Origin of the sequence: Streptomyces sp. 1-11 (assembly GCF_007176755.1) — a bacterium.
In the GTDB taxonomy this organism is placed as follows: domain Bacteria; phylum Actinomycetota; class Actinomycetes; order Streptomycetales; family Streptomycetaceae; genus Streptomyces.
In genome coordinates this window covers 25,294-49,927 of record NZ_BJTV01000019.1, presented here as the reverse complement: position 1 = coordinate 49,927, position 24,634 = coordinate 25,294, and the positions used below count along the sequence as shown (strand labels likewise).

Here is a 24,634-nt window from a genome sequence, read left to right as displayed (position 1 = left end):
TGCACCTGCGGCGAACCGGTCGGGCCGGCCATGGTCACGTGTACACGCCGTCTGACATCACCCTCGACGTGAGGGGCTCGCCGTCCTTGCAGGGGCGCCACCGTCAGTAGCACGGCGAGTGGCCGGCACGGCCTTCGAGCCGGGGGCGCCGAACTCGTAGGTCGGCCTTCCGCGCTCCATCCCACACGAGCTCGTCAACCGAACCCGGTCAGACCGGTCAGCGGCCCCAGAGCGGCGATCTGGCGCGGTACCGCCTCCGCGACGGGCCCGTCAGGCATGGGCACAGCGTATAGGTGACCGCCGAGGTCCGAGACGTAGGCGAGGCCGGCTTCGCTGTCGACGGCCAGGCCGATGGCCTCCTGAAATCCATCGGCCAGGATTTCAGGAGTTTCGCCTGGTGCACCGGCCGCTGGCACGTGTGCCCGGTTGAGTGTGTTGCCGGACGGGGGTGCTCCGCGGTCCGTCCAGTACAGGCGACCGTCCTCTACGTGCAGGTCGATCGGCTCTGGCAATCCGCTCCAGAGCACCTGGACGTCAGTCCGGCCCTCGGCGGTCCCACCGGCGGGCAGTTCGAGGCCGGCCCGGAGAATTCGACCCCGACCTCCCTTGGGCGGCCCTTTCTGTGTCCAGTACAGATAGCCGTCGTCCGCATCGACGGCCACACCGACACACTCGCCCAGGATGCCCGTGTCGGCGGCGGTCACCACCAAGTCGGTCAGGCCGCTGCCGTCGGTGCGGACCCGGCTGATCCGATGCCCTTCGCGGTCAGCCCAGTACAAAGTGCCGGCCCCATCGGAGGTGAGTTGTTTGCCGGTGGTGATCGTGCCGGGTGGCACCACGTCCCACCGCGAACCGTTGTTCATGTCCAGTGCGTGGAGGCCGCCGTTGGGCCGGGAGAAGTCCTGGCGGCCCTCGCCAGGGACGGCGGGGTCGACGAGGGGTGCCCCCATGGTGGTCCAGTAGACGGTTCCGGCGTCCATGACGATGCCGTCAGGGGCAGCACCCGCCTTCTCGACCAAGATGCGTACCTGCCCGTCGGGCAGACTCACCCGCAGTACATTTTCAGCTGCCACTTGGAGTGCCAGCAGTGCCTTCCACACGGTGAAACTCCCTTTCCCGAGCGGGCCGAGTCGACTTCACTCCTGAGGGTTCGGGACGGTGGGGGGCTGCGGCCATCCGAGTGGCTCAAGAGCGGCACGAGTGCGTCCGTCCCGCAATGCAGCCAGTCGCTCGTAGGCGGGCTCCCCGGTGCCGTAGGCTGACTCGACGGCCTCCAGAACCTCGTCCATCAGGGCGGGATCCGGCTTGCCGATCTCGAACGTCATCTGGGAGCCCACGTGCGTCACCAGATGTCGCATTCCTGCAGGGCCGCCGCCCAGAGTTCCGCTCTGGAACGGTCCGATGGTCGCGTAGCGCAGTCCCAGTGAGGCACGGACCAAGTCATCGAGGTCCGTCACGTCGATCACACCCTGCTGCACCAGATAGGTGCACTGATCGTTGAAGACCTTCTGCAGTCGGTTGCCGACGAACCCCGGAATTTCCCTCTTCAGCCGGATGGGCAGCTTGCCCAGCGCACGGTAGACCTCAACCGCCCGCTCCACCGTGCGGGCGGACGTCCCAGGGCCAGGCACCACTTCCACCAACGGCATCAACTCCGGCGGGTTGAATGGATGGCCGATCACGATGCGGTCAGCCGCCGGGTTCCCCTCCGCGATGACCGAGGGGAGCAGCGAGGAAGAGGACGAGGCCAGCACCACATCATCACGTGTATGCGCGGCGAGGGTCGCGAACATCTGCTCTTTGATCTCGGCCCGCTCAGGTCCGGCCTCCTGAACGAAGTCCGCGCCGTCCACGGCGAGGGCCAGGTCGGAGCCCAGGGTGACCGGCAGTCCAGTCAGATACTGGTCGGCCACGTCCTCCAGGTCCGGCCGCGGGTCACTGATTCGAACCTGCCAACCCGCCGCACTGAAAAGACGCGCCCAGGAGACACCGATCACCCCGGCGCCGACGATGGTCACCACTGCCATGACGAACACTCCAACAGAAGAAGAACTGACACAAGCGCCGACAGGGCGGGATAGCACGGCACCCCGCAGTAGGCGGGAGTGGGAAGAGACGAGGTCAGTGCGTGGATCGCCACGCGGGCTCGTCCGCCCCCATAGGACTGAGAACGGTGGCGAAATCGCCTTGGCGCAAGGAAGAGAACTCCACTTGGTCGGTCATCCCCTGGTAGGTGCCGAGTGCGGTCTGCGCGGTGAACAGGTCCGGGTCGATCAAAGAGTGCTCCGGCGTGGAACCCGCGGTTTCGTGCGCGAACTCGCGGTCGAAGACACCCAGGGACGTCAGCCACAGGCAGGTCTTCGTCAGCGAGACCCGGACCCGGTAGGAGCCCCCCTCGACCGCCCGCCGCCGCAGAGCCGCCAGCGTGCCGATCGTGCCGAGCCAGCCCACCACATTGTCGACGATGGGTAGCATCGGGGGCTGTTTGGGCTGCTCCAGAGTGCCCTCGAGCGCGAAGATCCCCGACACGCACGCACCGATCTCATCGAAACCGGGACGCGACTTCCACGGACCCGACGGACCGTGCATCTGCACCTCGGTCTGAATCAGACCGGGGTGGCGCACACACAGTTCCTCCGCCGCCAATCCCTGCTGAGTCAGGTAACCAGGGTGCCGGTTCGAGAAGAACACGTCGGCGTCGGCGAGCAGCCCGTCGAGACGCAGCCTGTCCGGGCCGGATTCATCAAGATAGGCCGAGCGCATACCCACCTGCGTGTCCCAGTAGAAGGACTCGATCTCGACGTTGTCGGGGCGCCAGATGTTCAGCACATCAGCCCCGAAGGAGGCGAGGTCACGCCCGATCCCCGCACCCGCGATGACATGACTAAAGCCCAAGGCCCGCACATCGTCGAGCGGTTGCCGCGCCCCGGTCGCGAACGGCATCGGCGCACTGTCCGCGACTTTCTCGATATCGATCAACGGGAGGTCGGCAAGCACCTCGGTGTACTGCGCCTCGACGAGGAACTCCTCCAGCGAGCGAACTTTCGCCAGCACGATGCCCGCTTCCGCCGCAGCTTCTTCTAGCTCGTCCGCGTCCCACGTGGCGATGGCCGCGTTCACCGCCTCGGAGCTGTCCGGACAATTCAGCAGGGCGAGTGCCTTGCTGCGCAGGCCGGGATAGATGTTCAGCGGAACGACGCTCCGCCCGTCCCTCGTACGACGGAAGAACGGCATGTCGATGAACGGGTTGCGCTTGTTCCATTTGTTCGACGGGGGACGCCCGTTGATCAGTTCCCATCTCGCGTCAGCGAATCCGGCGAACCGCCGGAAGGCCTTTCGGACATCGATGGTGATGTCTTGCGGCTCTCCTCCCCGATCCCGCCAGATCGCCGATGCCGCCACCCCCTTGCCCGCCAGTGCCAGGGCGGCAGCTGATCCGAACCGGAACCGGGCCGGCACCAGAGGGTCGGCCCCCGCGGTGATCGCGACCGTGCCTCCGCAGTCCTCCACCACCAACCCTGCTTCATGCAGTACATCGCCCAGGTGCGCTTCGAAGTCGAAGGCGTCCGAGGAGATCGGGTGCTCCACTGCTCGGCGTAGGCGTTCGGTCAGATTCATTGCTGCACCTTCTGCCCGAAAAGATTCGACTTCCCGGCGGAGCGTGTGACGCGTGCGGCGTCGGCGATGTGCCGGATACGGATGTCAGGGTCTTGTGCGATGGCCAGGAACACAAAAGCGTGGTTGGTGATAACCCCCCTGGCCTGATCTGCTTACCTTTCTTCCACCTGCGCCCACGCACCGGATGCACCACAAAATGCTCCCCGCCGATACCACTGCGCCGTCCACGGTCGGCGAGCCAGCCGCTTCACGGCGTTCGGGTCACCCGTGCCCGGCGGCGCAGCCTGGTCCACGCCAGCGCGGCTGCCGCGGCGGCTGCCACGGTCGCGGCGACGGCGGGGCCGCCGAGGGCGAGGGTGTGCTGGAGGGATGCAGTGGCTGCGTATCCGGTACCGGCTTCGAGGGCGGCCCACAGCACGGCAGCTCCCAGGCTGCAGGGGGCGATGCGGACGTACGGCAGGCGGGTGGCGCCGGCGAGGTGGGGGACGATGGTGCGGATCACTGGGAAGAAGCGGGCCAGGAAGACGGCATGGCCGCCGCGGCGGGCCATCAGCGTCTCCGCTCGCTGCCATGCGCCTGCGGGAAGACGGCGGCCGAGGCGGCCGGTGCGCAGTCGGGCTCCGAGCGCCCGTCCGGTGCGGTAGGCGAGGAAGTCGCCGGCCACCACCGCGCACGCGGCCGTCACGATGACCAGAGGCAGGCTGAGCTGTCCGCTGCGCGTCAGCGCGCCCGCTGTGAGCAGCAGCGTGAGGGTGGGGATGAAAGTACCGATGAGCAGCACCGACTCGGCCAGGACGGCAGCGGCCACGATCGCGTACGCCCCGGCCGGCGGCACGTGGGAAAGAGCGGAAATCAGCGTGTTCATCGTTCCGCCGAAGCACTGTCGTGGACTGGGCTGAGGGAAGGAAGGCTGGGGCGGGAGAGCTGCCAGACCCTGGCCGGCGGAAGGTTCGCCCAGACCGTCCAGCAGCCGGTGGCGTATCGGCGCTGGTAGCCGGCCAGAAGCTCCTCCACTGCCTCGTGCCGGCGCACCTGGGCTCTGGAAGCGAGCAGGCTCCGGGCCCGGCGGGTACCGAGGTAGGCGAAGTAGGTCAGCGTGCCACCTGGGTGCAGCAGTCCCAGGTACCGGTTCATGATCAGCTCTACCTGGCCGGGGGTGAAGTTGGCCAAGGGCAGGCCTGAGACGATCACGTCGTAGCGTCGATCGGTGGCCAATTCCTCCACCCGGCTGGTGTGGATATGTACCTGGTGCCGGTGACCGGCGAGACGCGGGTGCGTGTGGGCGAAGTACGACAGCCGGGCCGCGAAACGCGGGTTGGCCTCAGCTATGTCCAGCCGGCTTCCGGGCGGCAGCTGAGGGATCAGTACGCGGGTGACCGCTCCCGTGCCGGCGCCCGCCTCCAGGATGTTCAGCGGCCGTCCCGTACGAGTGCGCACCGGGTCGGCCAGCGCACGGGCCAGGGCCCGGCCGCTGGGAGCGACAGCGCCGGTGGCACGCAGGTCCCGAGCGGCCTCGAGGAGGAACATCCATCCTTCGGCATGGCGCTGCGCGAGGACTCGGTCGTGTGAAGTGGTCCAGTTGTCCATGGACAAGACGCTGGAAATCGCGTCTCACCCGCAGATCCGCCGTTGTGCCACGACCGGCCTCTACCAAAGTAGGGGGTGCTTACGGAAGATCGTCGGAGGCGGGACTTCCGGTCACGCGTTTAGCCTCACAGGGTGAACAGGAACAGAAGCCTGCGATGGGCCAGGTTCGGCCGCTACGGGCTGGTACTGCTGCTGCTGACAGCCGTCGCCGTCCAGAACGCGGCCGCGACCACCGGCGGCCGGTACCTGACGGTGGGCACAGCCGTGGCGGTGCTCTGCGGGCTTGCCCTGCTGGTCCGCCGTCTTCCCTGGTACGTCGCTCCTCTGCTGACGACGGTAGGGGCGGGACTGTGGGGGTGGCCACTGTTGCCGCTGTTCCTCGTCGCTCTGTTCGACCTGGCCGCCGGCCGCCGCATCGCAGTGGCCGTCGGCTGCTGCGCCGTCGTACTGGCCGCCAATACGGTGGCACCGCCGATGGTCTCGCTGTGGCGGCCTCAGCAGTACGGTGCCAGCCTCTTCTTCATCCTCGCTGTGGTCGCCGGACTGTGGATGGGCAACCGCCGTCGCCTGGTCGAGGCGCTGAACACGCAAGTCGAGCACCTACGGATCGAACGGGAACTGCGCGAAGAGGCGGCGCGGACCGCAGAACGCTCCCGCATCGCCGCTGAAATGCACGACGTGCTGGCCCATCGTCTCAGCCTCATCGCTCTGCACACCGGGGTGCTGTCCACACGGGCCGCCTCGCTGCCGGGACCGGTCGCCGAACGCCTCACCCTGCTGCGCACCGCCTCCACGGAGGCCTTGGCCGACCTACGCGACGTTCTGGGCGCCCTGCACGACCGCCGCCCGACGGTCGGCGACGCTGTGCCCGCTCCCGTACTGCGCGATGTGCGAGAACTGGTCGATCAGGCAAGAGAAGCCGGACAACAGGTCGACCTACAGGCCGACGGGCAGCCCGAGCAGGTGCCGGCCGCACACCGCCTGGCGCTCTACCGCCTCGTCCAGGAAGGCCTGACCAACGCTCGCAAACACGCCGTCGGCGCGCCCGTTCGCATCCGCCTGACCTACGGACCGCCCGCCACCGTCGTGGAAATCGTCAACCCGCCCGGCAAGGCAGGCGAGCACAACGCATCCTCGGGCTTCGGCCTGGTGGGCCTGGGCGAGCGGGTACACGCTCTGGGCGGCCACCTGAGCGCCGGACCCCACGGGGCCGGTGCATGGCGCCTGGCCGCCCGCATGCCCCTTCCCGCCCCGATCGAGCAGAACGGCCCCGCTCATGATCCGCGTGATGATCGTCGATGACGACGCCCTGGTCCGCCTCGGCCTGGCCGACCTCCTCGACGCGGACGAGGACATCGACGTCGTCGCTCAGGCGTCCGACGGCGTGCACGCCTTCGAACTGGCTCGCACCCACCGCATCGACGTCGCCCTGGTCGACGTTCGCATGCCGCGCATGGACGGCATCACCGCCACCACCCGGCTCCGCACCCTGCCCCACCCACCCAAAGTGATCACACTGACGACGTTCGACCTCGACGAGTACGTCTACGACGCTCTGACCGCCGGGGCCGACGGATTCCTCCTCAAAGACACCGAGCCTGCCGAGATCATGCGCGCCGTTCACCTCGTCGCGGCCGGCTCGGCCATGCTCCACCCCACCGCAGCCCGCCGTCTCATCGACCGCTACCACCAGGCCGGCCAATCCCAGGCCGGCACCGCCCGCGCCCGGCTCGAACACCTCACCCCCCGGGAACGCGACGTCCTGACCCTGCTCGCCCGCGGCGACACCAACGCCGACATCGCCACCCGTCTGGGCATGCGCGAGAGCACGGTGAAGGCGCATGTCAGCCGCATCCTCACTGCTCTGGACGTCACCAACCGCGTCCAAGCAGCCCTGCTGGCCCGCGATGCCGGCCTCGCCTGACCATTGCCTGACAACGAAGTGCCGGGCATCTCACGGCATGCCGTTCAACGGGGCCCACGACGCGCGCCGGCGCGAAGCGCCTCCGCGGCCGTAGAGCCGGGCCCGGGCCCTTCTCCCGCTCGGGGGCCGTCCAGGACGCCTACGAGGTCGGGTGACTCGAAACCCGTGATCGGGGAACTGGGAGAGATGCCCTGCCCCACAAGGGGAGGGCCGGGTCTCACGATGCCCGGCTCCCTCATCGGAAGAAGGACCATGATGGCGCACGAAGACGACGGTGGGCAGGCCGTGCCGAACACCCCGGACATGCGCTCCGACGGCGACGGCGTCACACGCCGCCGTCCGCTGCGCGAGCGGCACGTCGAGGAGACGGTCGAGGTCGCGGTGCCGGTCCGCACGGCCTACAACCAGTGGACGCAGTTCAAGACGTTCCCGCGCTTCTCGACCGCGGTGCGCGACGTCGAGCAGATCAGGCCCACCGTCACCGCGTGGACCATCGGCTACGGCCCCCTGCGCCACCGTTTCGCGGTCGAGATCGTGGAACAGGACCCGGACGCCTACCTGGCCTGGCGTGGCCTGGAGCAGCACCCCACCCACCAGGGCGAGATCGAGTTCAGGCCGACGGAGTCCGGTGGCACCGCGATCACCGTCCGGATGCTCCTCCAGCCGCAGGGGGCCGCGAAGGTCCTCACCCGCTCGTCCAGGGTCGTGGGGCTGACCGCGCGACTGGTGCGCGGGGAACTGGTGAGCTTCAAGCACTTCATCGAAGGGCTGGGTCAGGAGGGCGGCGCCTGGCGCGGCACCATCCGCAACGGCCGGGTTCAGCACGACTCCCCGGAACCGCCCAGGAGCCGTGTCGCCCAGTGGCCCGTCGGCTGACCCGCGTACCGCACACGGCAAGAGAAAGGCCAAGCGATGCAGAACCCGCCCGGTGAGGAGCCGGATACCTCCCTCTCCGTGACACCGCCGAAGAAGTGGGCGGCCGGGGTTCCCGCCGTCGCGCACGCGCTGGAGTACTCCCTGGAGCAGACCTCCCCGCGCAAGACCGGCGTCGACCTGCTCACCATGAACCAGGTGGGCGGGATCGACTGCCCCGGCTGCGCGTGGGCGGACCCCGCTCCGGGCCGGCGCCATCGCAACGAGTACTGCGAGAACGGCGCCAAGCACATCAACGACGAGGCCACGACGCGCCGGATCACCGCCGACTTCTTCCGTGAGCACAGCGTGTCCGAGCTGGCCGCCCGCTCCGACATGTGGCTCAACCAGCAGGGCCGGCTCACCGAGCCGATGATCAAACGGCCCGGTTCGGACCACTACGAGCCCATCGGCTGGAACGACGCCCTGGGCGTCCTCGCGCAGGAACTCAAGGGGCTGGACTCGCCCGACGAGGCGGTCTTCTACACCTCCGGCCGGGCCAGCAACGAGGCGGCCTTCGTCTTCCAGCTCTTCGCCCGCGCTCTGGGCACCAACAACCTGCCCGACTGCAGCAACATGTGCCACGAGTCCAGCGGCTTCGCCCTGAACGAGACGCTGGGCGTCGGCAAGGGCACCGTGAGTCTCGACGACCTCCACCACGCGGACCTGATCTTCCTGGTGGGGCAGAACCCGGGCAGCAACCACCCGCGCCAGCTTTCGGCCCTGGAGGAGGCCAAGCGCAACGGCGGCCGCATCGTGGCCGTGAACCCGTTGCCGGAGGCGGGGCTGCGACGCTTCAAGAACCCGCAGAAGCCGCGTGGGGTCGTGGGGCGGGGCACCCAGATCGCCGACCGCTTCCTGCACATCAAGCCGGGCGGGGACCTCGCCCTGTTCCAGGCACTGAACCGGCTGTTGCTGGAGGCGGAGGACGCGCGTCCCGGCACCGTCCTCGACCACGACTTCATCAAAGCCCACACCTCCGGTTTCGAGGAGTTCGCCCGGCACGCCCGCGCCGTCGACTGGGACGACGTGCACGCGGCGACGGGACTGAACCGCGAGGAGATCGAGAAGGTCCGTGACGAGGTCCTGACGAGCGAACGCGTCGTCGTGTGCTGGGCGATGGGCATCACCCAGCACAAGCACGGCGTGCCCACCATCCGCGAGATCGTCAACTTCCTGATGCTGCGGGGCAATCTGGGGCGCGCCGGCACGGGCGCCTGCCCGGTGCGCGGTCACAGCAACGTCCAGGGCGACCGCACCATGGGCATCTGGGAGCAGATGCCGGACACCTTCCTGGACGCGCTCCAGAAGGAGTTCGGCTTCGATCCGCCGCGCCCGCACGGCCTGGACTCGGTGAACTCGATCAAGGCGATGCTGGAGGGTCGCGTCAAGGTCTTCCTCGCCCTGGCCGGGAACTTCGTGCGCGCGGCGCCCGACAGCGAGGTCACCGAGAAGGCGATGCGGTCGTGCCGGCTGACCGCCCACATCTCCACCAAGCTCAACCGCTCGCACACCGTCTGCGGCGACACCGCCCTGATCCTGCCGACGCTGGGGCGCACCGAGCGTGATGTCCAGGCCGACGGCGAGCAGTTCGTCACCGTCGAGAACTCCATGAGCGAGGTGCACACCTCCCGGGGTCGGCTCGAACCGGCCTCGCCCGTGCTGCTGAGCGAGGTCGCCATCCTGTGCCGGCTCGCCCGGCTGAGCGTCGACGGTGAGAAGGACATCCCCTGGGCCAAGTTCGAGGGCGACTACAACACCATCCGCGACAGCATCTCCCGGATCGTGCCGGGCTTCCACGACTTCAACGCCCGGGTGACCCGTCCGGGAGGCTTCCAGCTGCCCAACCCGGTCAACGAGGGCGTGTTCCGGACCGAGACCGGCAAGGCCCGGTTCACCTGCAACGAGCGGGTGGTCCCCCGGGCACCCGAGGGTCACCTGCTGCTGCAGACCTTGCGCTCGCACGACCAGTGGAACACCGTCCCGTACACCAACAACGACCGCTACCGCGGCATCCACGGCAGCCGCCACGTGGTCCTCGTCAACCCGGCCGACCTGTCCGAACTCGGCCTCGCCCAGGGCGATCGCGTGGACCTGGTGAGCGTGTGGGAGGACGGCACCGAGCGCCGGGCCGAGAACTTCGAGGTGGTGTCCTACCCGGCGGCCAAGGGGTCGGCCGCCGCCTACTACCCGGAGACGAACGTCCTGGTGCCGCTCGACAGCGTCGCCGACATGAGCAACCAGCCCACGTCGAAGGGCATCGTCGTCCGCCTCGATCCCGCGGGCGACCGGTCCCGGCCGGCACCCGTCTGACCGAAACCGACGAGGCCGCACCCCGGCGGGCCCCGCTGACAGCAGCGGGGCCCGCTCGGGTGTCCGGTGACCGCGGCGAAACCGGCCTGAACAGGGATCGCAGTGACGTTGCCGGAGCGCTGCACCGCAGCGACCGCGCCCCTTTTCTTGTGCCCGGCCCGGAAGGAGGAAGCGGAAGCGCGCGGTGGGTCAGCGGCCGGCGAGGGACCGGATCTCGCCGGCGATCAGGTCGGGATCCTCCTCGGCCATGAAGTGGCCGCAGGAGACCGTGCGGTGGCGCAGGTCGCCGGCCCAGGCGCTCCACAGGCCCTGGGCGTGGTAGCCGAGCGCGGCACCCCAGTCCTGCTGCAGGACCGTCACCGGCATCGCCAGCCGGTTGCCGGCCTGCCGGTCGGCGGTGTCGTGCTCGACGTCCGCGCCGGCGGAGGCGCGGTAGTCGGCCACGATGGAGGGCACGGCCGCCGCCGACGCGGCGAGGTAGTGCTCGCGGATCTCGGCCGGTATCGCGTGCGGCGCGTTGGCCCAGGCGTCGAGGAAATGGGCGAAGAAGGCGTCGGCGGACGCCTGGATCATCCGCTCGGGCAGGCCCGCGGGCTGGGCCATGAGGTAGAGGTGGAAGCCGACCGCGGCGGACACCCCGTGCAGGGCGTCCCACATGTCGAGGGTCGGCAGGACGTCGAGGAACAGCGCGCGGGCCACCGCCTCGGGGTGGTCCATCGCGGCGCGGAAGGCGACCAAGGCGCCGCGGTCGTGACCGGCCAGGGTGAAGCGGTCGTGTCCCAGCGCGGCGGCGAGGCGGACGACGTCCCGGGCCATGGTCCGCTTGGAGTAGGTGTCAGGCCCGCTATCCACGGGCTTGTCGCTGGCGCCGTAGCCACGCAGGTCGGGACAGATGACCGTGTGGTCGGCGGCGAGGTCGGCGGCGACGTGCCGCCACATCAGGTGGGTCTGCGGGAAACCGTGCAGCAGCACGACGGGACTGCCGGCGCCGCCGACGGCGGCGTTCAGCGTGACACCGTCGTCGACCTGCACACGGTGCTCGGCGAATCCGGGGATGCTCGGGTGTGTCACGGCGACTCCTGTGGCTCGTGGCAGAGTGGACCTCCCGGACCGGCTCCGACCTCGGAGGTCCGGGATGATCGGGGACGCCCCCCAGACTGGGGGCCCCGGATCAGCGATCGATGAGTGGACACGCGGCAACCCGGGGACGGCGCCGCCCGCGAAGGGACCGTGCCGTGGGCGTGGAGTTCGGACTGCTGGGACCGGTGGCCGCCTGGAACTCCGACGGCACCCCGCTCCCGCTCGGCGCGCCCCGGCACCGGGAGGTCCTCGGCCGGCTCCTGATCGCCCGGGGCCGGGTGGTGCCGGTGGCCCGGCTCGTGACGGACCTGTGGGAGGACGAACCCCCGACCGGCGCGATCGGCGCGGTCCGCACCTTCGTCGCGGCGCTGCGCCGCGCCCTGGAACCCGCACGGCCTCCCCGCCGGCCGTCCGGGCTGCTGGTCACCGACGGTCCCGGCTACGTCCTGCGCGCCGCACGCGACACGGTCGACGCCTGGCGGTTCGAGGACACCGCCGCACGGGCCGCCGAAGCCCCGCCGCACGCGGCGGTCGCCCTGTGGGAGGAGGCGCTCGCCCACTGGCGCGGGCCGGTCCTCGCCGACTTCCCCACGGCCGCGTGGGCCGCCGCCGAACAGGCACGGCTGGAGGCCCTGCGCCTCGACGCCGTCGAACGGCGCGCCGACGCCCTGCTGGCCACCGGCGCCGCCCGGGACGCCGTCGCCGACCTGCGCGCCCACGTCACCGCACACCCCGGCCGGGAGGACGGCTGGGTGCTGCTGGCCACCGCGCTGGACCGCTCCGGGCGCCGCGGTGAGGCCCTGGACACGCTGAGACGCGCACACCAGGCCCTCACCGGCGTCTACGGCCCCGGCACCGGAGCCGCGCTGGCGCGTGCCGAGGCCCGTATCCTCAGCGGCGCCAACGGCCCCGCGTCCGAGCCGGCCGGTGCGGCGGACAGCGTCTGGGACCGCGCGGCCGCCGCCTGGGACCGCTCGGTGCCCGCCCGGGCCCGGGCCCGCCTGCACGCCACCGCCGGCCTGCTGCGCGACCTCGCGGTGACCGGCGCCGACGGCCTGGAAGAGGCACGCGAACACCGCCGGGACCTGGTCGCGGCGGCCGAGACGACCGGGGACGACGAACTGGCCGCCAGGATCATCGGCGCCTACGACGTCCCGGCGGTGTGGACCCGCGCCGACGACCCCGCGGGCGCCGCCGAGCTCGCCCGCGCCGCGGCCCGGGCCGCCGCCCGGCTCGGCCCGGACGGACCGCCCGCCCTGCGCGCCCGGCTGCTGTCGGTCGTCGCGGTCGAATCACGCGGCGACGCCACCGCGGACGCGCCCGTTCCCCGGGCGGCCGAGGCGCCCGCCGCCGAACCGTGGCGGTCGCGTGCCCGGCACGCCGCCGACGAGGCCGTCCGCCTCGCCCGCCGCCTCCAGGACCCCGCGCTGCTCGCGTTCGCCCTCAACGGCGCCTTCATGCAGTCCTTCGACGCCTGCGGATCGGCTGCCCGCCGCGACGCCCTCGGCGCCGAACTGACCCGGCTGGCCGTCGAGCACCAACTCCCCGGCCACGAGGTACTGGGACGCCTGATCCGTCTCCAGGCCCTGGCCGGACTCGGCGACCTCGCTGCCGGGGACGCGCAGGCGGAGGAGATCGACCGGCTCGCCCACCGCAACGAACGGCCGCTCGCCGCGGTGTTCACCGCCTGGTACCGGGCGCTGCGCCTCTGCGAGACCGACGGCTGGCAGGCCGCCCGCGCCGCGTACGCGCGGGTCCTCGCGGAGACCGCCGACTGCGGCATGCCCGGCTTCACCCGGGGCGCGGCCGCCCTCGTCGCGCTGGTCCCGGCCATGCGGGGCGACGCCCTGCCCGACCCCGACGACTTCGCCCACCTCGACGCCGGCCCCTACCGACCCTGGCTCGACCCCCTGCTGCTGGCCGCCGCCGGCGCCACCGGCCAGGCCCGCCAGGCGCTCACGAAGGCCCCACGCCCACCGCACGACCACCTCCAGGAGGCGCTGTGGTGCGTCCTCGCCCGCGCGGCGGCCTCCGTCCGGCACCTGCCGGTCCTGCGCCGGGCCCGCGACGAACTCGCCGCCGCCGCAGCCGAGTCCGCCGGCGCCGGCAGCGGCCTGATCTCCTTCGGCCCGGTCGCCCGGCACCTCAACGCCGCCGACGCCGCGCTCGGCGTCCACACCCCGGTATCCACGGAGCCTGCCGCGGAGGACGGGACGCAGGAGCGGTGACCGGGCGGGACGAGGACAGCGCGGACCTCGACGGCCCTAACGGCCGGTCAGGGCGGACTCGTGCACGGTCCGCAGCGTCGCGTCCGGGGTGGTGAGCTCCAGACGAAGGCGGGCCGAGCGGCCGCGCAGGGTCAGGGTCATGAGCTGGTTGCCGAACCAGGGGCCGCCCTGCTTGCGCCAGGTGACCGGCGGCCGGGGAGAGCGGCCGTGCCGGGCCAGCAGACGGCCCAGCAGCCGGGCCGGGGCGCTCCAGCCGAAGCGGAACCCGAGCCGCATCATCAGGGGCACCGAGTTATGCACGGGCGAGCAGGTGAGCTGGAAGACGGGAGGACGCGGGCCGCCGGACGGCCACGACGCCTCGGCGAGATAACCGTGGTGGACGTCGCCGGACAGCACGCACACGGTCGCCGGGGCGGCCGGGGCGGCCCCGGTCTCGGCGATCAGGTCGGCGAGACCGGCGAAGGAGCGGGGGAAGGCCGCCCAGTGCTCCAGGTCGGCTGCGCGGCGCAGCCACTCCCCGAAGCGCGCCCAGCGCTCACCGCGTTCTCCGGCGCACAGAGCCGCGTCCCAGCCCTCGGTGTCGTGCACCAGGTGCGGCAGGAGCCAGGGCAGCGAGGTGCCGATCAGCAGGTGGTCGTACGTCCCCTCGTCGGCCTGTATCTGTTCGCGCAGCCAGGCGTCCTCACCCGGGTCGAGCATGGCCCGGCGGTCCTCGGCGAGGACCCGCGCGGCCCGGGAGTCCACCATCACGACCCTGACCCCGCCGAAGTCCCGACGGTAGCTGAAGCGGACCGAGGCGGAATCGGCGTCGGCCCGCTCGGCCAGGGCCCGCACCGCGGCGGTGCCGTCCTGCTCGGCGTGCACGGCGGCCCAGGTGGGGTCCTTGGCCAGTTCGGCCGGCGCGAGGTTGCCCAGGTGCTGGTGGACCCAGTAGGACATCAGGCCGCTCACCAGCCGCTCCTGCCACCAGTCGGTGGTGCGCATGTCCGCGAGCCAGGCGGCGGAGGTGTTCCAGTCGTCCACGATGTCGTGGTCGTCGAAGATCATGAAGCTGGGCACGGTGGACAGCAGCCAGCGGACCTCCGGGTCGAGCCAGGATTCGTAGTAGAGGTGGCAGTACTCCTCGTAGTCCGCGACCTGACCGCCGGGCGGCTTGTCGAGATCGCGGCGGCCGGCCAGCCAGCGCCGGGTGCGCGCGGAGGTCTCGTCCGCGTAGATCTGGTCACCCAACAGCAGGAGCACGTCCGGGCGTTCGGCCTCGGGGTCGGCAATCAGACGGGCGGCTAGGGTGTCGAGGGCGTCGGGGCCGACCGGATCCTTGCCGTCGGCCGGGGGCGCGGCCCAGCGGCACGAGCCGAAGGTGACCCGCACGGCGTCGCCGGTGCCCGGTGAACGGATGACGGAGGGCGGGAAGCGGGGATCGGAGAGGGGCCACACCCGGGAGTCGTCCAGGAAGACCTCGTAGCTGGGGGAGTCGTCGGGGCGCAGTCCGCTCACCGTGACGAGCGCGTAATGGTGTCCGGCCACCTGGAAGGTGGGGGCCGTGCCAGCCGCCCCGTCGGAGCAGCGCACCTCCACCGTGCAGGGCTCCCCGGTCTCGACCCACACCGTGGCGGACGAGCCCTCGGTGCACCTCAGCAGTGGTCCCAGGCGCAGTTCGGCCACGAAATCGCCTTCCTGTCTCGCGCGTAAGGAAAGGAACGACCGTAGCGACGGTACATGGCCCGGTGGCCAGGTGTCCGAATCCGGCCCGCGGAAGCAGCCGGCCGGAGACGACGATGACGGACGATCCGGTCCTGGCCGCGGCCGCCGGGGCCGCATCCGGCAGGGCCGACTCCCGCTGCCCCGGCGAACGGTCGCACAGTCACCGCCACGCGACCGGTCACGGTGGCACACCGCGACGTCAGCCGCTCCCCGCCCCGTCCCACCTTGCGGTGAAGGGCCGCGTGGTCCCGCCCGCCGGAAGCCCGCGGTGCAGCACAGTGGGCCGGTGTCTCCTCGCTCTCTGACCGTGCTCCTCCTGATGCTGCTGGGCGTCACGGGCTGCACCACCGTGATGACGGCAGGCTCACCGCCCGCCGACGGCCGCACCCCGGGCGTAAGGGCTTCGCTCGCTCCGGACGGACCGAAGGCGCCGATGCCCGCGACACCGCCCCCGGCGCGGTCCGCCCTGGTACGGACCGGACCCGACCGGACGCGGCACACCCCGAAGGCCGGTCGCCCGCACCGGCACCGGCCCCCGGCTCCCGTGGCTCCAACCCGGCGGCCCCGCACAGCCGTTGTCCGGACGCCGCCGGCGCCACGCGTCCACCCGGCCCCGCGGCGACGGCCGCACCCGCACGCGAGGACGCGGCACACCGGCCCGAGGAAGCGGCACCCCGCCGTGCGCACACCCCGCGTCCACCCGCTGCCCTACCCCCGGCAAATGCGCCAACTGTGCCGCAGCGCCGACGGGGTGACCGCCCCCGACATCGCGGGCCTGTGCCACGAGGCCTGGGACTAGGCCACACTCGCTCCCCGCAGGACCCGTTCACGGAACGGGTCCTGGCGCGCCCGGCCGACGGGAGCCCGGGAGACGGCTGACGGGGCCGGGGTGCGCCCTACGGCAGGCGGAAGGTCCCCGCCCGCCGTACGCGCAGCCGCGGGATGGTTCACGCGATGCCGCAGGCGGCCCCGTTGAGGCTGAAGGCCGCAGGCTTGGCGAAGTTGCCGCCGTAGGTGCCCTGGAAGCCGAAGGAGACCTTGCCGCCGGCCGGGATCTGCGCGTTGTAGGCCACGCCGCTCGCCGTGACGGATCCGGACGACGGGCTCAGACCGGCGTTCCAGGCACTGGTGATCTGCTGTCCCGCCGGCAGCGTGAAGCCCAGCTTCCAGTCGTTGACGGGGGAGGAGCCGGTGTTGGTGAGGGTGACGTCGGCGGTGAAGCCGCCCTGCCACACGTTCGTCGCGTACGACACGGTGCAGGCCGCGGGAGTCCCGGGATTCCCGGGGTCGCCGCCGGTGTTGACCGCGGAGGAGAACGAGGTGACCGCGAGACCGGTGCCGTTCTGCCAGGGCTCGAAGCCCGCCTGCACGCTGGTCAGGTACCAGTTGTTCTGCGCCAGCCCGCGGGAGACGGCCTGCCGGACGAAGTCCATCACGTCGAAGTTCCAGCTCGCGATCGCCGACGGGGCGACGAAGGACAGCACGTCGTTGGAGCCGTTGTTGCCGGACCACACCTGCCACTGGCGCCCCGCCACGGTGGCCGAGCCCACCTGCGAGCCGACGGGCTGGATGGAACCGACCTTGTTGAACCAGACCATGATCTCCGTCCGGTTGACCCCGTCGGTGCGGGGCGTGGGGTCGAGCCAGATGTCGTACGCGGCGTCGTACACGGCGTTGCTCACGTAGCTGTACGAGATGGCGGTCGGTGCGCTGGAGATGGCGCTGAGCTGCGCGGGGAGACGGGTGCCCGGCGAGCAGTTGGTGTAGTGGCAGCCGTTGAAGACGGACGGGTAGGACTTCGGGGCGCCGTTCGTCGGGACCGAGCCGTCGGCCTGGGTGATCCTGAATCCCGAGTCGGTGGCGGTGATGCACTGGGTCTGACTGGTGCCCCAGCGGTTGTTCTGGACGACGTAGCGGCCCTGGATCGTGGTCGATCCGAACTCTTCGCAGATCGAGGTGTCGGCGTGGGCCGCCGGGGCGGTGCCGAGCAGCGCCGCCAGTGTCGTGAGCGAGGCGAGCAGAGCGCCTAACAGGGCGTGCGTCCTGGTGCGGTGGGGGTGCCGTGAGGTTCGCATGGGGGTCCTCTCGGAGGGGTGGGGAGACATCACGGGAGCGCACAGCAGCGCCGGAACCCAGCCGGAGTTGGGAGCGCTCCCATCTCCTCCGTTTCGGGGGACTGTAGAGAAGCGTCGTGACCCTGACAAGACGCTGTGCAGGATCCCGTCGAAACTCCGTCGAAGCCGCAGGCCGGCGGATTCGGGCCGGTGTGGCGGCTCTGCGGCCCCTAGCCTGGGAGCGCTCCCGAACCCCGCCGCACATACCGCACCACCGCGCACACGAGCCCCCGGAGCCGCCCACCGGCCGGCACGGCCGCTCAAGCCGAGTCGCGCAGCCGCCCGCCGGTCGGCGCCGCCGCTCAAGCCGAGTCGCGCAGCACCAGTTCCGTCCGGAGGATGACGTGGCGCCAGGCCACGGACGGCTCCTCGATCTCCTGGAGGAGGAGCCGGACCATCGTCCGGCCGATCTCCCCGAGCGGCTGACGCACCGTCGTCAGTCGGGGCGCGGTCCGCTCGGCCAGCGGAAAGTCGTCGAAGCCGACGACGGCGACGTCCTGCGGCACGCGGCGTCCTGCCGCCCGCAGCGCCGCCAGGGCCCCTTCAGCGGTGGTGTCCGAAGCGGCGAGGACGCCGTCGGTCTCCGGATGCCGTTCGAGGAGCCGGGCCATGGCCCGGCAACCGCCCTCCTCGGTGAAGTCGCCCTCCTCGACCCAGGACGGCCGGGCGTCCAGGCCGCCCAGGGAGAGGGCTTCCCGGTAGCCGCGAAGCCGGCACTGGGCGACGTACATGTCGAGCGGCCCGGTGATCGTGGCGATCGTCCGCCGCCCCGTGGCCAACAGGTGGGCGACCGCGCTGCGCGCGCCACCTGCGTTGTCCGCGTCGACGTAGCTGACACGCTCGTCGCCCGAGCGGCGTCCCATCAGCACAGTCGGCATCCGGGCCTCGGCGAGCATGTCGGGCAGCGGATCGTCGGCGTGGACGGACATCAGCAGGACGCCGTCGACCCGCCCGCCCCGGGCGTACTCGAGGAAGCGCTGCCGCTCGGCGTCCGAACGGACCAGGGTCAGAAGCAGTTGCGGTCCGGTGCCGGCCAGCGCGTCACCGATGGCGTGGACGATCTCGGAGAAGAACGGCTCGGCGAACTGCCGCCATCTGGGCTCGGTCATCACGAGCGCGACGGCGTCGGCCCGCTGCCCGGCGAGCGAACGCGCCGCCAGGTTGGGCACGTAGCCGAGTTCGGCGATCGCTCGCTGAACGGCCCGCCGCGTGGACTCCTTGACGCCCGCCGCGTTGTTGACGACCCGGGAGACGGTGCCCCGGCCCACCCCGGCGCGGGCGGCCACCTCCTCGAGTGTCGGAGCGCCCGGCTGCCGCCTGCCCATGACCACCTCCCCAGAGATCACCGATACTACGGCGCGCGGGACACCGGGCACAGGTCTTCCCACGGCTCCGGGCTCCGGGACGCCGGGCATGGTCGAGAGACGGCAATCGGGCGCTGGACGACGTACTCGGGCCGGGCCGCCCGTCGCCCGCGTCACCGCTCAGGCGCGACCCGGTGGCCTCGCCGGAGGCCTGGGGCCCGCCACTCGAGGGCTAGGAGGTCAGGTCCAGCGGCTGCAGGGTCTCCCAGTAACCGCGCAGGGTTTCCTGGGGCGTCGCCGGCTCGGACACCTGCCGGGAGGCCGGCGGCCAGGGCCGCGCTCGCTCCGACGCGTGGCGTGCCCACCAGCGGACGGCGCATACGCTCACGCAGCTGCCGGTGAGCGCCGCTGCGGCGATGGTGAGTGCGTATCGGCCCCTGACAGGCATGTCGTCCCCCGCTGTGTGGTCCGTGGAATCGTGCTTGCGCATAGCCTGGTTGCCCGGCAGGCCGGCTTAACACCCCACGGCCGTGCGTCCCCCCTCAGACGGCCTGAGCGGTGGGGCCGTCGCGGCCGGGCGGCTGCCAGTCGAGGATCGGGGTGAGCGCGTCGACGAGAGCCGAGGCCGGTGTCATGCGGAGCATCAGGTCGCGCAGGACGGCGGCGGGAGCGGAGTGCCATTGGGCGACGGCGCCGATCCGCTCGGAGCGACGGGCGATCATCCGGGTGCGCGGGCGTCGGCACTCGTCATAGGCGGCCAGCGCGGACTCCACGTCCGGATGCGCGTCCAGGAGCGCGGCCAGCGTCACCGCGTCCTCCAGCGCCTGGTTGGCGCCCTGGCCCAGGTTCGGGGTCATGGCGTGCGCGGCGTCCCCGAGCAGCGCCGCGCGGCCGGTGACGAAACTGGCCAAGGGCGGCAGGGAGTAGATGTCGTGGCGCATCACCGCGGACTCCTCGACGCCCGCCAGCAGGCGGGGGACCGGATCGTGCCAGCGTCCGAAGCGCCGGCGCAGCTCGGCCAGTTCACCATCGGGGCCGCGCTGCCCTTCGGGGGCGTTGGCGACGCAGAACACGTAGGTGCGGCCGTCCGTGAGCGGTGCGATCCCCACGCGCTCGCCACGTCCCCAGCTCTCGCCCCCGGCCGGCAGCCGCTCACCCGTGTCGACGACGAATCGCCATGCGGTGTATCCGGCGTACCTCGGCGCCGGAGCCTGCGGCCACAGCGACCGCCGCACGGTGGAGCCGATCCCGTCGGCGCCTATCAGCAGGTCGGCCCGCGAGACGCCGTCGCCGTGCCCGACCTCGACCCACCGCTCCCGGAGCCCGACCCCGACGACCCTGGTGTCCGCGCACAGCGCCCCCGCCGGAAGCGCCGCGCGCAGGATGTCGAACAGCCGGGCACGGTGAATCATCACCACCGGCCCGAACCGCCTGGCCAGCTCACGGGTGTCGGTCCGTGACAGCCAACGGCCGGACTTGGTCCGGATGCCTGCCTGGGTCTCCACCCGAGCCTGCTCGCGCACCTGGTCGCCCACGCCCAGCGCGTCCAGCGCGCGCAAGGCGTTGGGCCACAGCGACAGCCCCGCTCCCACCTCGCCGAAGCGGGCGGCGCGCTCCAGCACCCGCACTCGCCAGCCGCCGCGTGCCAGGGCCGCCCCGGCGGCCAGACCGCCGATCCCGCCGCCGACCACGATCGCGGAGCGCTCCCCGGCTCCACCGGCGTGTCCTGCCCTGCCCATCCGCACTCCCTCTACATCTGTAGTGGACATCAGATACTCTACGCTTGTAGAGGCTGAAGTTCAGCGAGGGAGGAAACCGGTGACCCGGTCCACACTCCGGCGGCAGCGGCTCGCCGACGCGGCGATCAGCACCCTGGCTCGCTCCGGCATGCGCGGACTCACCCACCGCGCGGTCGACCAAGCCGCCGACGTCCCGCCGGGCTCGTGCTCGTACTACTTCCGCACCCGCCAGGAGCTCCTGCGCGCCGCCGTGGAGCGACTGGCCGAACTGGACATCACCGAGATCGACCAGCGCCCCACCCTCAGCGGGCCCGCGAGTGTCGACGAGATGACCGAAGCCGCCGCGAACCTCGTGGAGCACTGGACCACCGCCGGACGCGAACGCATGCTCGCCCGCTACGAACTCGCTCTGGAGGCACCGCGTCGTCCCGAGCTCCGCGAGGCCCTGCACGCCGCGGGCAGCCGCCATCGAGCCGTGGCCGAGGACCTGCTCGCCGCGGCCGGCGCACCTGACCCCGCGGGGGACGCCAACGCCTTCATGGCCCTCCTGGACGGCCTCCTGTTCAACCAGCTCACGGCGGCGGCCCCACATAGGCTCACCCCCGAGCAGCTGCGCCGAAGCCTCCTCAACGTCATCCACACCTGCGCGGAACCGCGGTACCCCTGAACCGTAACCCTAAAGCTGAGGTTCAGACCGTCATCGCTGTGAGGCTGCGGGACGGGTGACATCACGCCTCCGCCCGGACGTTCCGGCACACGGGTCCGCTCTGCCGGCAGCAGAACACCGGCCTGTCCCGGCACGACGATCACTACAGTCCGACCGCATGACGATGGTGACAAGGCGCGAGGTGGAGTACCAGGCCGACGGTCTGACGATGATCGGGCACCTGGCGCTGCCGGCCGGCGTCGGCCGCCGGCCCGCGGTGCTGCTCGGACCGGAAGGCATGGGGCTCAGTGACGTCGAGCGCGACCGGGCCGACGCGCTGGCCGGGCTGGGGTACGTGGTGCTGGCCTTCGACCTCCACGGCGGGCGCTACCTGGGCGACCCCGAAGAGATGCTGGCCCGGTGCATGCCGCTGCTCGCCGACCCCGACCGGATGCGGGGCCTCGGACACGCGGCCCTGGACGTGCTGCGCGCGGAGCCGCGGACCGACCCCGGCCGGATCGCCGCCGTCGGCTACGGCACCGGAGGCATCATCGGGCTGGAACTCGGGCGCGACGGCGCCGATCTGCGCGCGATCGCGACGCTCAACGGGCTGGCCGCGGGAAGGCCGGGGGAGACGGCGCGCATCCGCTGTCCCGTGTGGGCCGGAGTCGGATCGGAAGACCCCATCATGGCGCCCGCGCAACGGGAGGAGTTCGCCGCCGACATGCAGGCCGCGGGCGTCGACTGGCGCCTCGTCGTCTACGGCGGCGCCCTGCACGCCTTCCACCACCCGCCGGTCGACCATCCCGTGGTCCCCGGCGTCGGCCACCACCCACGGCACGCGCAGCGAGCCTGGCGCGACGTCATCGACCTGCTCACCGAGTGCCTGCCCGTGCCGGAGTGACACAGGGGCTCACCGGCCGGTCAGCCCCTGCGTCAGCGGAAGCGGGAGGACGCGTACGTGCGGGTGCGGTGGACGAAGGCGGCCACGCTGGTGGCGGCCAGGGCGGTCAGCCACACGGCGCTGTGCGTGAGCGGGGACAGGATCACCTGGTGGGTGTAGCCGGCGGCGAGGCTGGTCTGGAGGGAACCGTAGCTGGGGAGCAGTCCGACCAGGGGGTTGTCGGCGGTGGTGGCGGCGACGGGATTCTGCGGGGCGAGGTCGATGATGCTGACCATGATGATGGTGACCAGCCCTTCGACCTCGCCGGGCAGGAACAGCGCCAGACACGTGCCCATGGCCCCGTACACGAGGGCGACGACGAGGACGGCGACGCCGAGCAGCAGCGGTTGGGCGGGGGACCAGAACAGCAGCATCCAGCCTGTGGCGTAGGCGCTGACGAGGACGGCGGCGGTGAGCAGAGCGGTGAGTTTGGCCGCGATGAGAGCGGTGCGCGGGTAACCGGCCGCGGCCAGTCGGCGGTCGAAGGCCCGCGTGCGGCGGGCGGTGCTGAACATCAGGAAGCCCACCAGCAGGGAGACGGCGTTCAGCGAACCGCTGATCATCGTGATCTCGTCGCCGCCGGCGTGCAGCCAGGCGCCGGTGGTGCGCAGCCGGAAGGGGAACGTCTTGGGCGTGGTGACGGTCTTGGCCACGGTGATCCACAGCGGGATGAACACGACGAGCAGCACGGCCGCCAGCCGGTTCTTCGCCATGGCCAGCAGGCTGTAGCGGCCGGCGGTGAGGTAGGCGTTCACTCGGCGGCCGCCGCCGGCCCGGTGTGCAGGAGGCCGTCGCGCAGACGGTAGACCATGTCGAGGCGGGCGGTGTCGTGGGCGAGGTGGGAGACGATGACCACGCTGCGGCCACGGTCCTTGAGATCCTCGGTGATCTCCCAGAACCGCAGGTACGTCTCCCAGTCGAAGCCCTGATAGGGCTCATCGAGCAGCAGTACCTCCGGATCGTGCATCAGGGCCAGGACGAGGTTCAGCTTCTGCTGCGTGCCCCCGCTGAGGATCTTCACCGGCTCGTCGCGGTAGGGGGCGAGCGACAGGGTCTGCAGTAGCCGGTCGGCGCGCACGAGGTGGGGCAGGCGGTAGGCGATCTGGAACAGACGCAGGTGCTGGCGCACGGTCAGCTCCCCGTCGAGGACCGGCTGCTGGGGGCAGTAGCCGTATCGGCCCACCAGGTCGACGCGACCGCCGTCCGGCGGCAGGTCGCCGCTGAGGATGCGCAGCAGCGTGGTCTTGCCGGCGCCGTTCTCACCGACCACCCCCACCACCTGCCCGGCCCGCGCCGTGAAGTCGGCCCCGCGCAGCACCCGACGGGCCCCGAACGCCTTGCGCACCCCGCGCACGCGCAGCACCACGGCCGGCGGAGGACCCTCCTCGGTCACCGAGCCTCCCTGCGGCAGTCCGTGATCCCGTGCACATCACCAGCAACCTTCAACGACGGAACCGGCCGCCGGGGCACGGCCGGGACCCGCACCGCGGGGCTTTCCTCCTCCCGGGCGGGAGGAGGACGGCGCCTAGCAACCGCCAAGGCCTTCCAGGTCCCTTCGGAAGACCGTCGAGCTGTGCCGGACCGTCATGCCGACTCTCAGGTAGAGGTCGAGGGCGCCGGTGTCCGAGTGGGTCCACAGGGTGCAGGAGCGCGATCCTGCGCGGTGGAAGGCGCGGAAGGAGTGGCGCAGGAGGAGCCGGGCGATGCCGCGGCCGCGGTGGTCGTGCCGTACGGCGACCTGTTCCAAGTAGCCCTCGTTCGTGCCGGGCACGTCCAGCGCCAGGGCCGCTCCCACCAGGTGGTCACCGGCGAAGGCCAGGGCCGACCGCTCAGGGGCGAACGTGGGCCGGTCGACGATGTGGGCGGCCCACTCCCCGTACGCCTGCCGCCGTTCCTGCCACTCGTCGAACGCGTCCTGGACGAGGACGTGCGTGACCGGCCCGTCGCCGGGGCGGAAGGGCCGTACGGTGATGCCCGCCGGCGGGCAGGGCACCGCGGGCTCGTCCGGCATGGCGAACTCCAGCAGCCAGGCAGTCACCAGTGGCTCGTAGCCGTGCGCGCGCAGCAGTGCCACGGCGTCGGTGTCCGCGTCCGGCACGGTCTGCACGACGCGGGCGGTGCCGGCCTGCCGGGCCCGCTCCAGTGTCCAGGCGAGGAGCGCGGTGCCCAGGCCCCGGCCCCGGTGCTCCGGGTGGACGTCCACCGCGGAACGCCGGTCGACCCAGGCGCGGGCGACGAGGCGACCGGCCGGGTCGTGGACGAGGACGGTGTCCGACTCCGGTGTCAGGCCCGGCCGCGTGAGGTCGGCGGCTATGGCTCCGACGTCGCTCCGCGCTCTCCCGTACACCTGCCGCTCGCAGTCCGTGACCAGAGCGTGGATCGCCGGGACGTCACCGGCGGTCGTGGGTCGGCAACGGTAGCCGGGCGGCAGCGACGGGACGAGGGAAGGCACCGGCGGAGGCTAGCCGGGGGCCGGATTCCCCCGCAAGGCGGCGAACGTCGGCTTTCTCGCGGTGGTCTGA

The 24,634-nt window shown here is 71.7% G+C and carries 21 protein-coding genes; 7 read left to right on the top strand and 14 right to left on the bottom strand.

The annotated features are described in order from the left end of the window. Positions 1-194: 194 nt before the first annotated feature. The 5 genes from TNCT1_RS30770 to TNCT1_RS30750 form a co-directional block, all read right to left on the bottom strand. Positions 195-1,100: a hypothetical protein gene (locus TNCT1_RS30770; protein ID WP_143638623.1), complete on the bottom strand. Its 906-nt coding sequence runs from the start codon at positions 1,098-1,100 to the stop codon at positions 195-197. Between the two features lie 36 nt (positions 1,101-1,136). Continuing rightward, entirely contained in the window at positions 1,137-2,027 is an 891-nt protein-coding gene (locus tag TNCT1_RS30765) for a 3-hydroxyacyl-CoA dehydrogenase NAD-binding domain-containing protein (protein WP_143638621.1), read from the bottom strand. Positions 2,028-2,121: 94 nt separating this feature from the next. Beyond that, positions 2,122-3,618: a CoA transferase gene (locus TNCT1_RS30760; protein WP_143638619.1), complete on the bottom strand. Its 1,497-nt coding sequence runs from the start codon at positions 3,616-3,618 to the stop codon at positions 2,122-2,124. 247 nt (positions 3,619-3,865) lie between these two features. Then, a complete protein-coding gene (locus TNCT1_RS30755) occupies positions 3,866-4,483 on the bottom strand; it encodes a DedA family protein (RefSeq protein ID WP_143638617.1) in 618 nt (205 codons plus the stop codon). Continuing rightward, positions 4,480-5,205 (bottom strand): class I SAM-dependent methyltransferase, encoded by a 726-nt coding sequence (locus TNCT1_RS30750; RefSeq protein WP_143638615.1) that lies wholly within the window; start codon positions 5,203-5,205, stop codon positions 4,480-4,482. The genes TNCT1_RS30755 and TNCT1_RS30750 overlap by 4 nt, the downstream gene beginning before the upstream one ends. A gap of 132 nt (positions 5,206-5,337) precedes the next feature. Here TNCT1_RS30750 and TNCT1_RS30745 point away from each other — a divergent pair, with 132 nt between their 5' ends. From TNCT1_RS30745 to TNCT1_RS30730, 4 genes are all read left to right on the top strand, one after another. Continuing rightward, positions 5,338-6,507 (top strand): sensor histidine kinase, encoded by a 1,170-nt coding sequence (locus tag TNCT1_RS30745; protein ID WP_235902979.1) that lies wholly within the window; start codon positions 5,338-5,340, stop codon positions 6,505-6,507. Continuing rightward, positions 6,482-7,129 carry a response regulator transcription factor gene (locus tag TNCT1_RS30740; RefSeq protein ID WP_143638613.1) on the top strand — a complete coding sequence of 216 codons (648 nt, stop codon included), beginning with the start codon at positions 6,482-6,484 and terminating at the stop codon, positions 7,127-7,129. The genes TNCT1_RS30745 and TNCT1_RS30740 overlap by 26 nt, the downstream gene beginning before the upstream one ends. Before the next feature lie 255 nt (positions 7,130-7,384). Next, positions 7,385-8,005, top strand: a complete 621-nt coding sequence (locus tag TNCT1_RS30735; RefSeq protein ID WP_143638611.1) for an SRPBCC family protein — start codon at positions 7,385-7,387, stop codon at positions 8,003-8,005. A 36-nt stretch (positions 8,006-8,041) separates the two neighbouring features. Then, entirely contained in the window at positions 8,042-10,354 is a 2,313-nt protein-coding gene (locus TNCT1_RS30730; protein WP_143638609.1) for an FdhF/YdeP family oxidoreductase, read from the top strand. Positions 10,355-10,543: 189 nt separating this feature from the next. Here TNCT1_RS30730 and TNCT1_RS30725 read toward each other — a convergent pair whose 3' ends face one another. Beyond that, positions 10,544-11,425 carry an alpha/beta hydrolase gene (locus TNCT1_RS30725; RefSeq protein WP_143638607.1) on the bottom strand — a complete coding sequence of 294 codons (882 nt, stop codon included), beginning with the start codon at positions 11,423-11,425 and terminating at the stop codon, positions 10,544-10,546. 164 nt (positions 11,426-11,589) lie between these two features. On the opposite strand from TNCT1_RS30725, the gene TNCT1_RS30720 reads away from it, so the two are divergent. Beyond that, complete coding sequence (locus TNCT1_RS30720; RefSeq protein ID WP_143638605.1) at positions 11,590-13,662, top strand: AfsR/SARP family transcriptional regulator; 2,073 nt, start codon at positions 11,590-11,592, stop codon at positions 13,660-13,662. A gap of 36 nt (positions 13,663-13,698) precedes the next feature. On the opposite strand, the gene TNCT1_RS30715 is transcribed toward TNCT1_RS30720, so the two are convergent. The 5 genes from TNCT1_RS30715 to TNCT1_RS30700 form a co-directional block, all read right to left on the bottom strand. Then, entirely contained in the window at positions 13,699-15,327 is a 1,629-nt protein-coding gene (locus TNCT1_RS30715; RefSeq protein WP_143638603.1) for an alkaline phosphatase D family protein, read from the bottom strand. 986 nt (positions 15,328-16,313) lie between these two features. Beyond that, the gene (locus TNCT1_RS30710) at positions 16,314-17,441 is read right to left on the bottom strand and encodes a cellulose binding domain-containing protein (RefSeq protein WP_143638601.1); all 1,128 of its coding nucleotides are present in this window, start codon (positions 17,439-17,441) and stop codon (positions 16,314-16,316) included. Positions 17,442-17,782: 341 nt separating this feature from the next. Continuing rightward, entirely contained in the window at positions 17,783-18,805 is a 1,023-nt protein-coding gene (locus tag TNCT1_RS30705; RefSeq protein WP_143638599.1) for a LacI family DNA-binding transcriptional regulator, read from the bottom strand. 211 nt (positions 18,806-19,016) lie between these two features. Next, on the bottom strand, positions 19,017-19,172 hold the full coding sequence (locus TNCT1_RS35635; RefSeq protein WP_160160439.1) for a hypothetical protein: 156 nt from the start codon (positions 19,170-19,172) through the stop codon (positions 19,017-19,019). A gap of 154 nt (positions 19,173-19,326) precedes the next feature. Then, positions 19,327-20,523 carry an FAD-dependent monooxygenase gene (locus tag TNCT1_RS30700; protein ID WP_143638597.1) on the bottom strand — a complete coding sequence of 399 codons (1,197 nt, stop codon included), beginning with the start codon at positions 20,521-20,523 and terminating at the stop codon, positions 19,327-19,329. A gap of 79 nt (positions 20,524-20,602) precedes the next feature. Here TNCT1_RS30700 and TNCT1_RS30695 point away from each other — a divergent pair, with 79 nt between their 5' ends. Together TNCT1_RS30695 and TNCT1_RS30690 are read left to right on the top strand one after the other, a co-directional pair. After that, complete coding sequence (locus tag TNCT1_RS30695) at positions 20,603-21,190, top strand: TetR/AcrR family transcriptional regulator (RefSeq protein ID WP_143638595.1); 588 nt, start codon at positions 20,603-20,605, stop codon at positions 21,188-21,190. Between the two features lie 157 nt (positions 21,191-21,347). Then, positions 21,348-22,073, top strand: a complete 726-nt coding sequence (locus tag TNCT1_RS30690; RefSeq protein ID WP_143638593.1) for a dienelactone hydrolase family protein — start codon at positions 21,348-21,350, stop codon at positions 22,071-22,073. Between the two features lie 32 nt (positions 22,074-22,105). Here TNCT1_RS30690 and TNCT1_RS30685 read toward each other — a convergent pair whose 3' ends face one another. The 3 genes from TNCT1_RS30685 to TNCT1_RS30675 form a co-directional block, all read right to left on the bottom strand. Next, positions 22,106-22,867 (bottom strand): hypothetical protein, encoded by a 762-nt coding sequence (locus TNCT1_RS30685; protein ID WP_143638591.1) that lies wholly within the window; start codon positions 22,865-22,867, stop codon positions 22,106-22,108. Beyond that, positions 22,864-23,505 carry an ABC transporter ATP-binding protein gene (locus TNCT1_RS30680; RefSeq protein WP_235902977.1) on the bottom strand — a complete coding sequence of 214 codons (642 nt, stop codon included), beginning with the start codon at positions 23,503-23,505 and terminating at the stop codon, positions 22,864-22,866. Before TNCT1_RS30680 ends, TNCT1_RS30685 begins: the two co-directional genes overlap by 4 nt. A 132-nt stretch (positions 23,506-23,637) precedes the next feature. Beyond that, positions 23,638-24,564, bottom strand: a complete 927-nt coding sequence (locus TNCT1_RS30675) for a GNAT family N-acetyltransferase (RefSeq protein ID WP_143638589.1) — start codon at positions 24,562-24,564, stop codon at positions 23,638-23,640. Positions 24,565-24,634: the final 70 nt, after the last annotated feature.

What these genes read in the sequence shown, in the direction of transcription:
- TNCT1_RS30765 (WP_143638621.1), bottom strand. Translation starts at nt 2,027, where the DNA reads ATGGCAGTGGTGACCATCGTCGGCGCCGGGGTGATCGGTGTCTCCTGG.
- TNCT1_RS30760 (WP_143638619.1), bottom strand. Translation starts at nt 3,618, where the DNA reads ATGAATCTGACCGAACGCCTACGCCGAGCAGTGGAGCACCCGATCTCC.
- TNCT1_RS30755 (WP_143638617.1), bottom strand. Translation starts at nt 4,483, where the DNA reads ATGAACACGCTGATTTCCGCTCTTTCCCACGTGCCGCCGGCCGGGGCG.
- TNCT1_RS30750 (WP_143638615.1), bottom strand. Translation starts at nt 5,205, where the DNA reads ATGGACAACTGGACCACTTCACACGACCGAGTCCTCGCGCAGCGCCAT.
- TNCT1_RS30740 (WP_143638613.1), top strand. Translation starts at nt 6,482, where the DNA reads ATGATCCGCGTGATGATCGTCGATGACGACGCCCTGGTCCGCCTCGGC.
- TNCT1_RS30735 (WP_143638611.1), top strand. Translation starts at nt 7,385, where the DNA reads ATGGCGCACGAAGACGACGGTGGGCAGGCCGTGCCGAACACCCCGGAC.
- TNCT1_RS30730 (WP_143638609.1), top strand. Translation starts at nt 8,042, where the DNA reads ATGCAGAACCCGCCCGGTGAGGAGCCGGATACCTCCCTCTCCGTGACA.
- TNCT1_RS30710 (WP_143638601.1), bottom strand. Translation starts at nt 17,441, where the DNA reads ATGCGAACCTCACGGCACCCCCACCGCACCAGGACGCACGCCCTGTTA.
- TNCT1_RS30705 (WP_143638599.1), bottom strand. Translation starts at nt 18,805, where the DNA reads ATGGGCAGGCGGCAGCCGGGCGCTCCGACACTCGAGGAGGTGGCCGCC.
- TNCT1_RS30700 (WP_143638597.1), bottom strand. Translation starts at nt 20,523, where the DNA reads ATGGGCAGGGCAGGACACGCCGGTGGAGCCGGGGAGCGCTCCGCGATC.
- TNCT1_RS30690 (WP_143638593.1), top strand. Translation starts at nt 21,348, where the DNA reads ATGACGATGGTGACAAGGCGCGAGGTGGAGTACCAGGCCGACGGTCTG.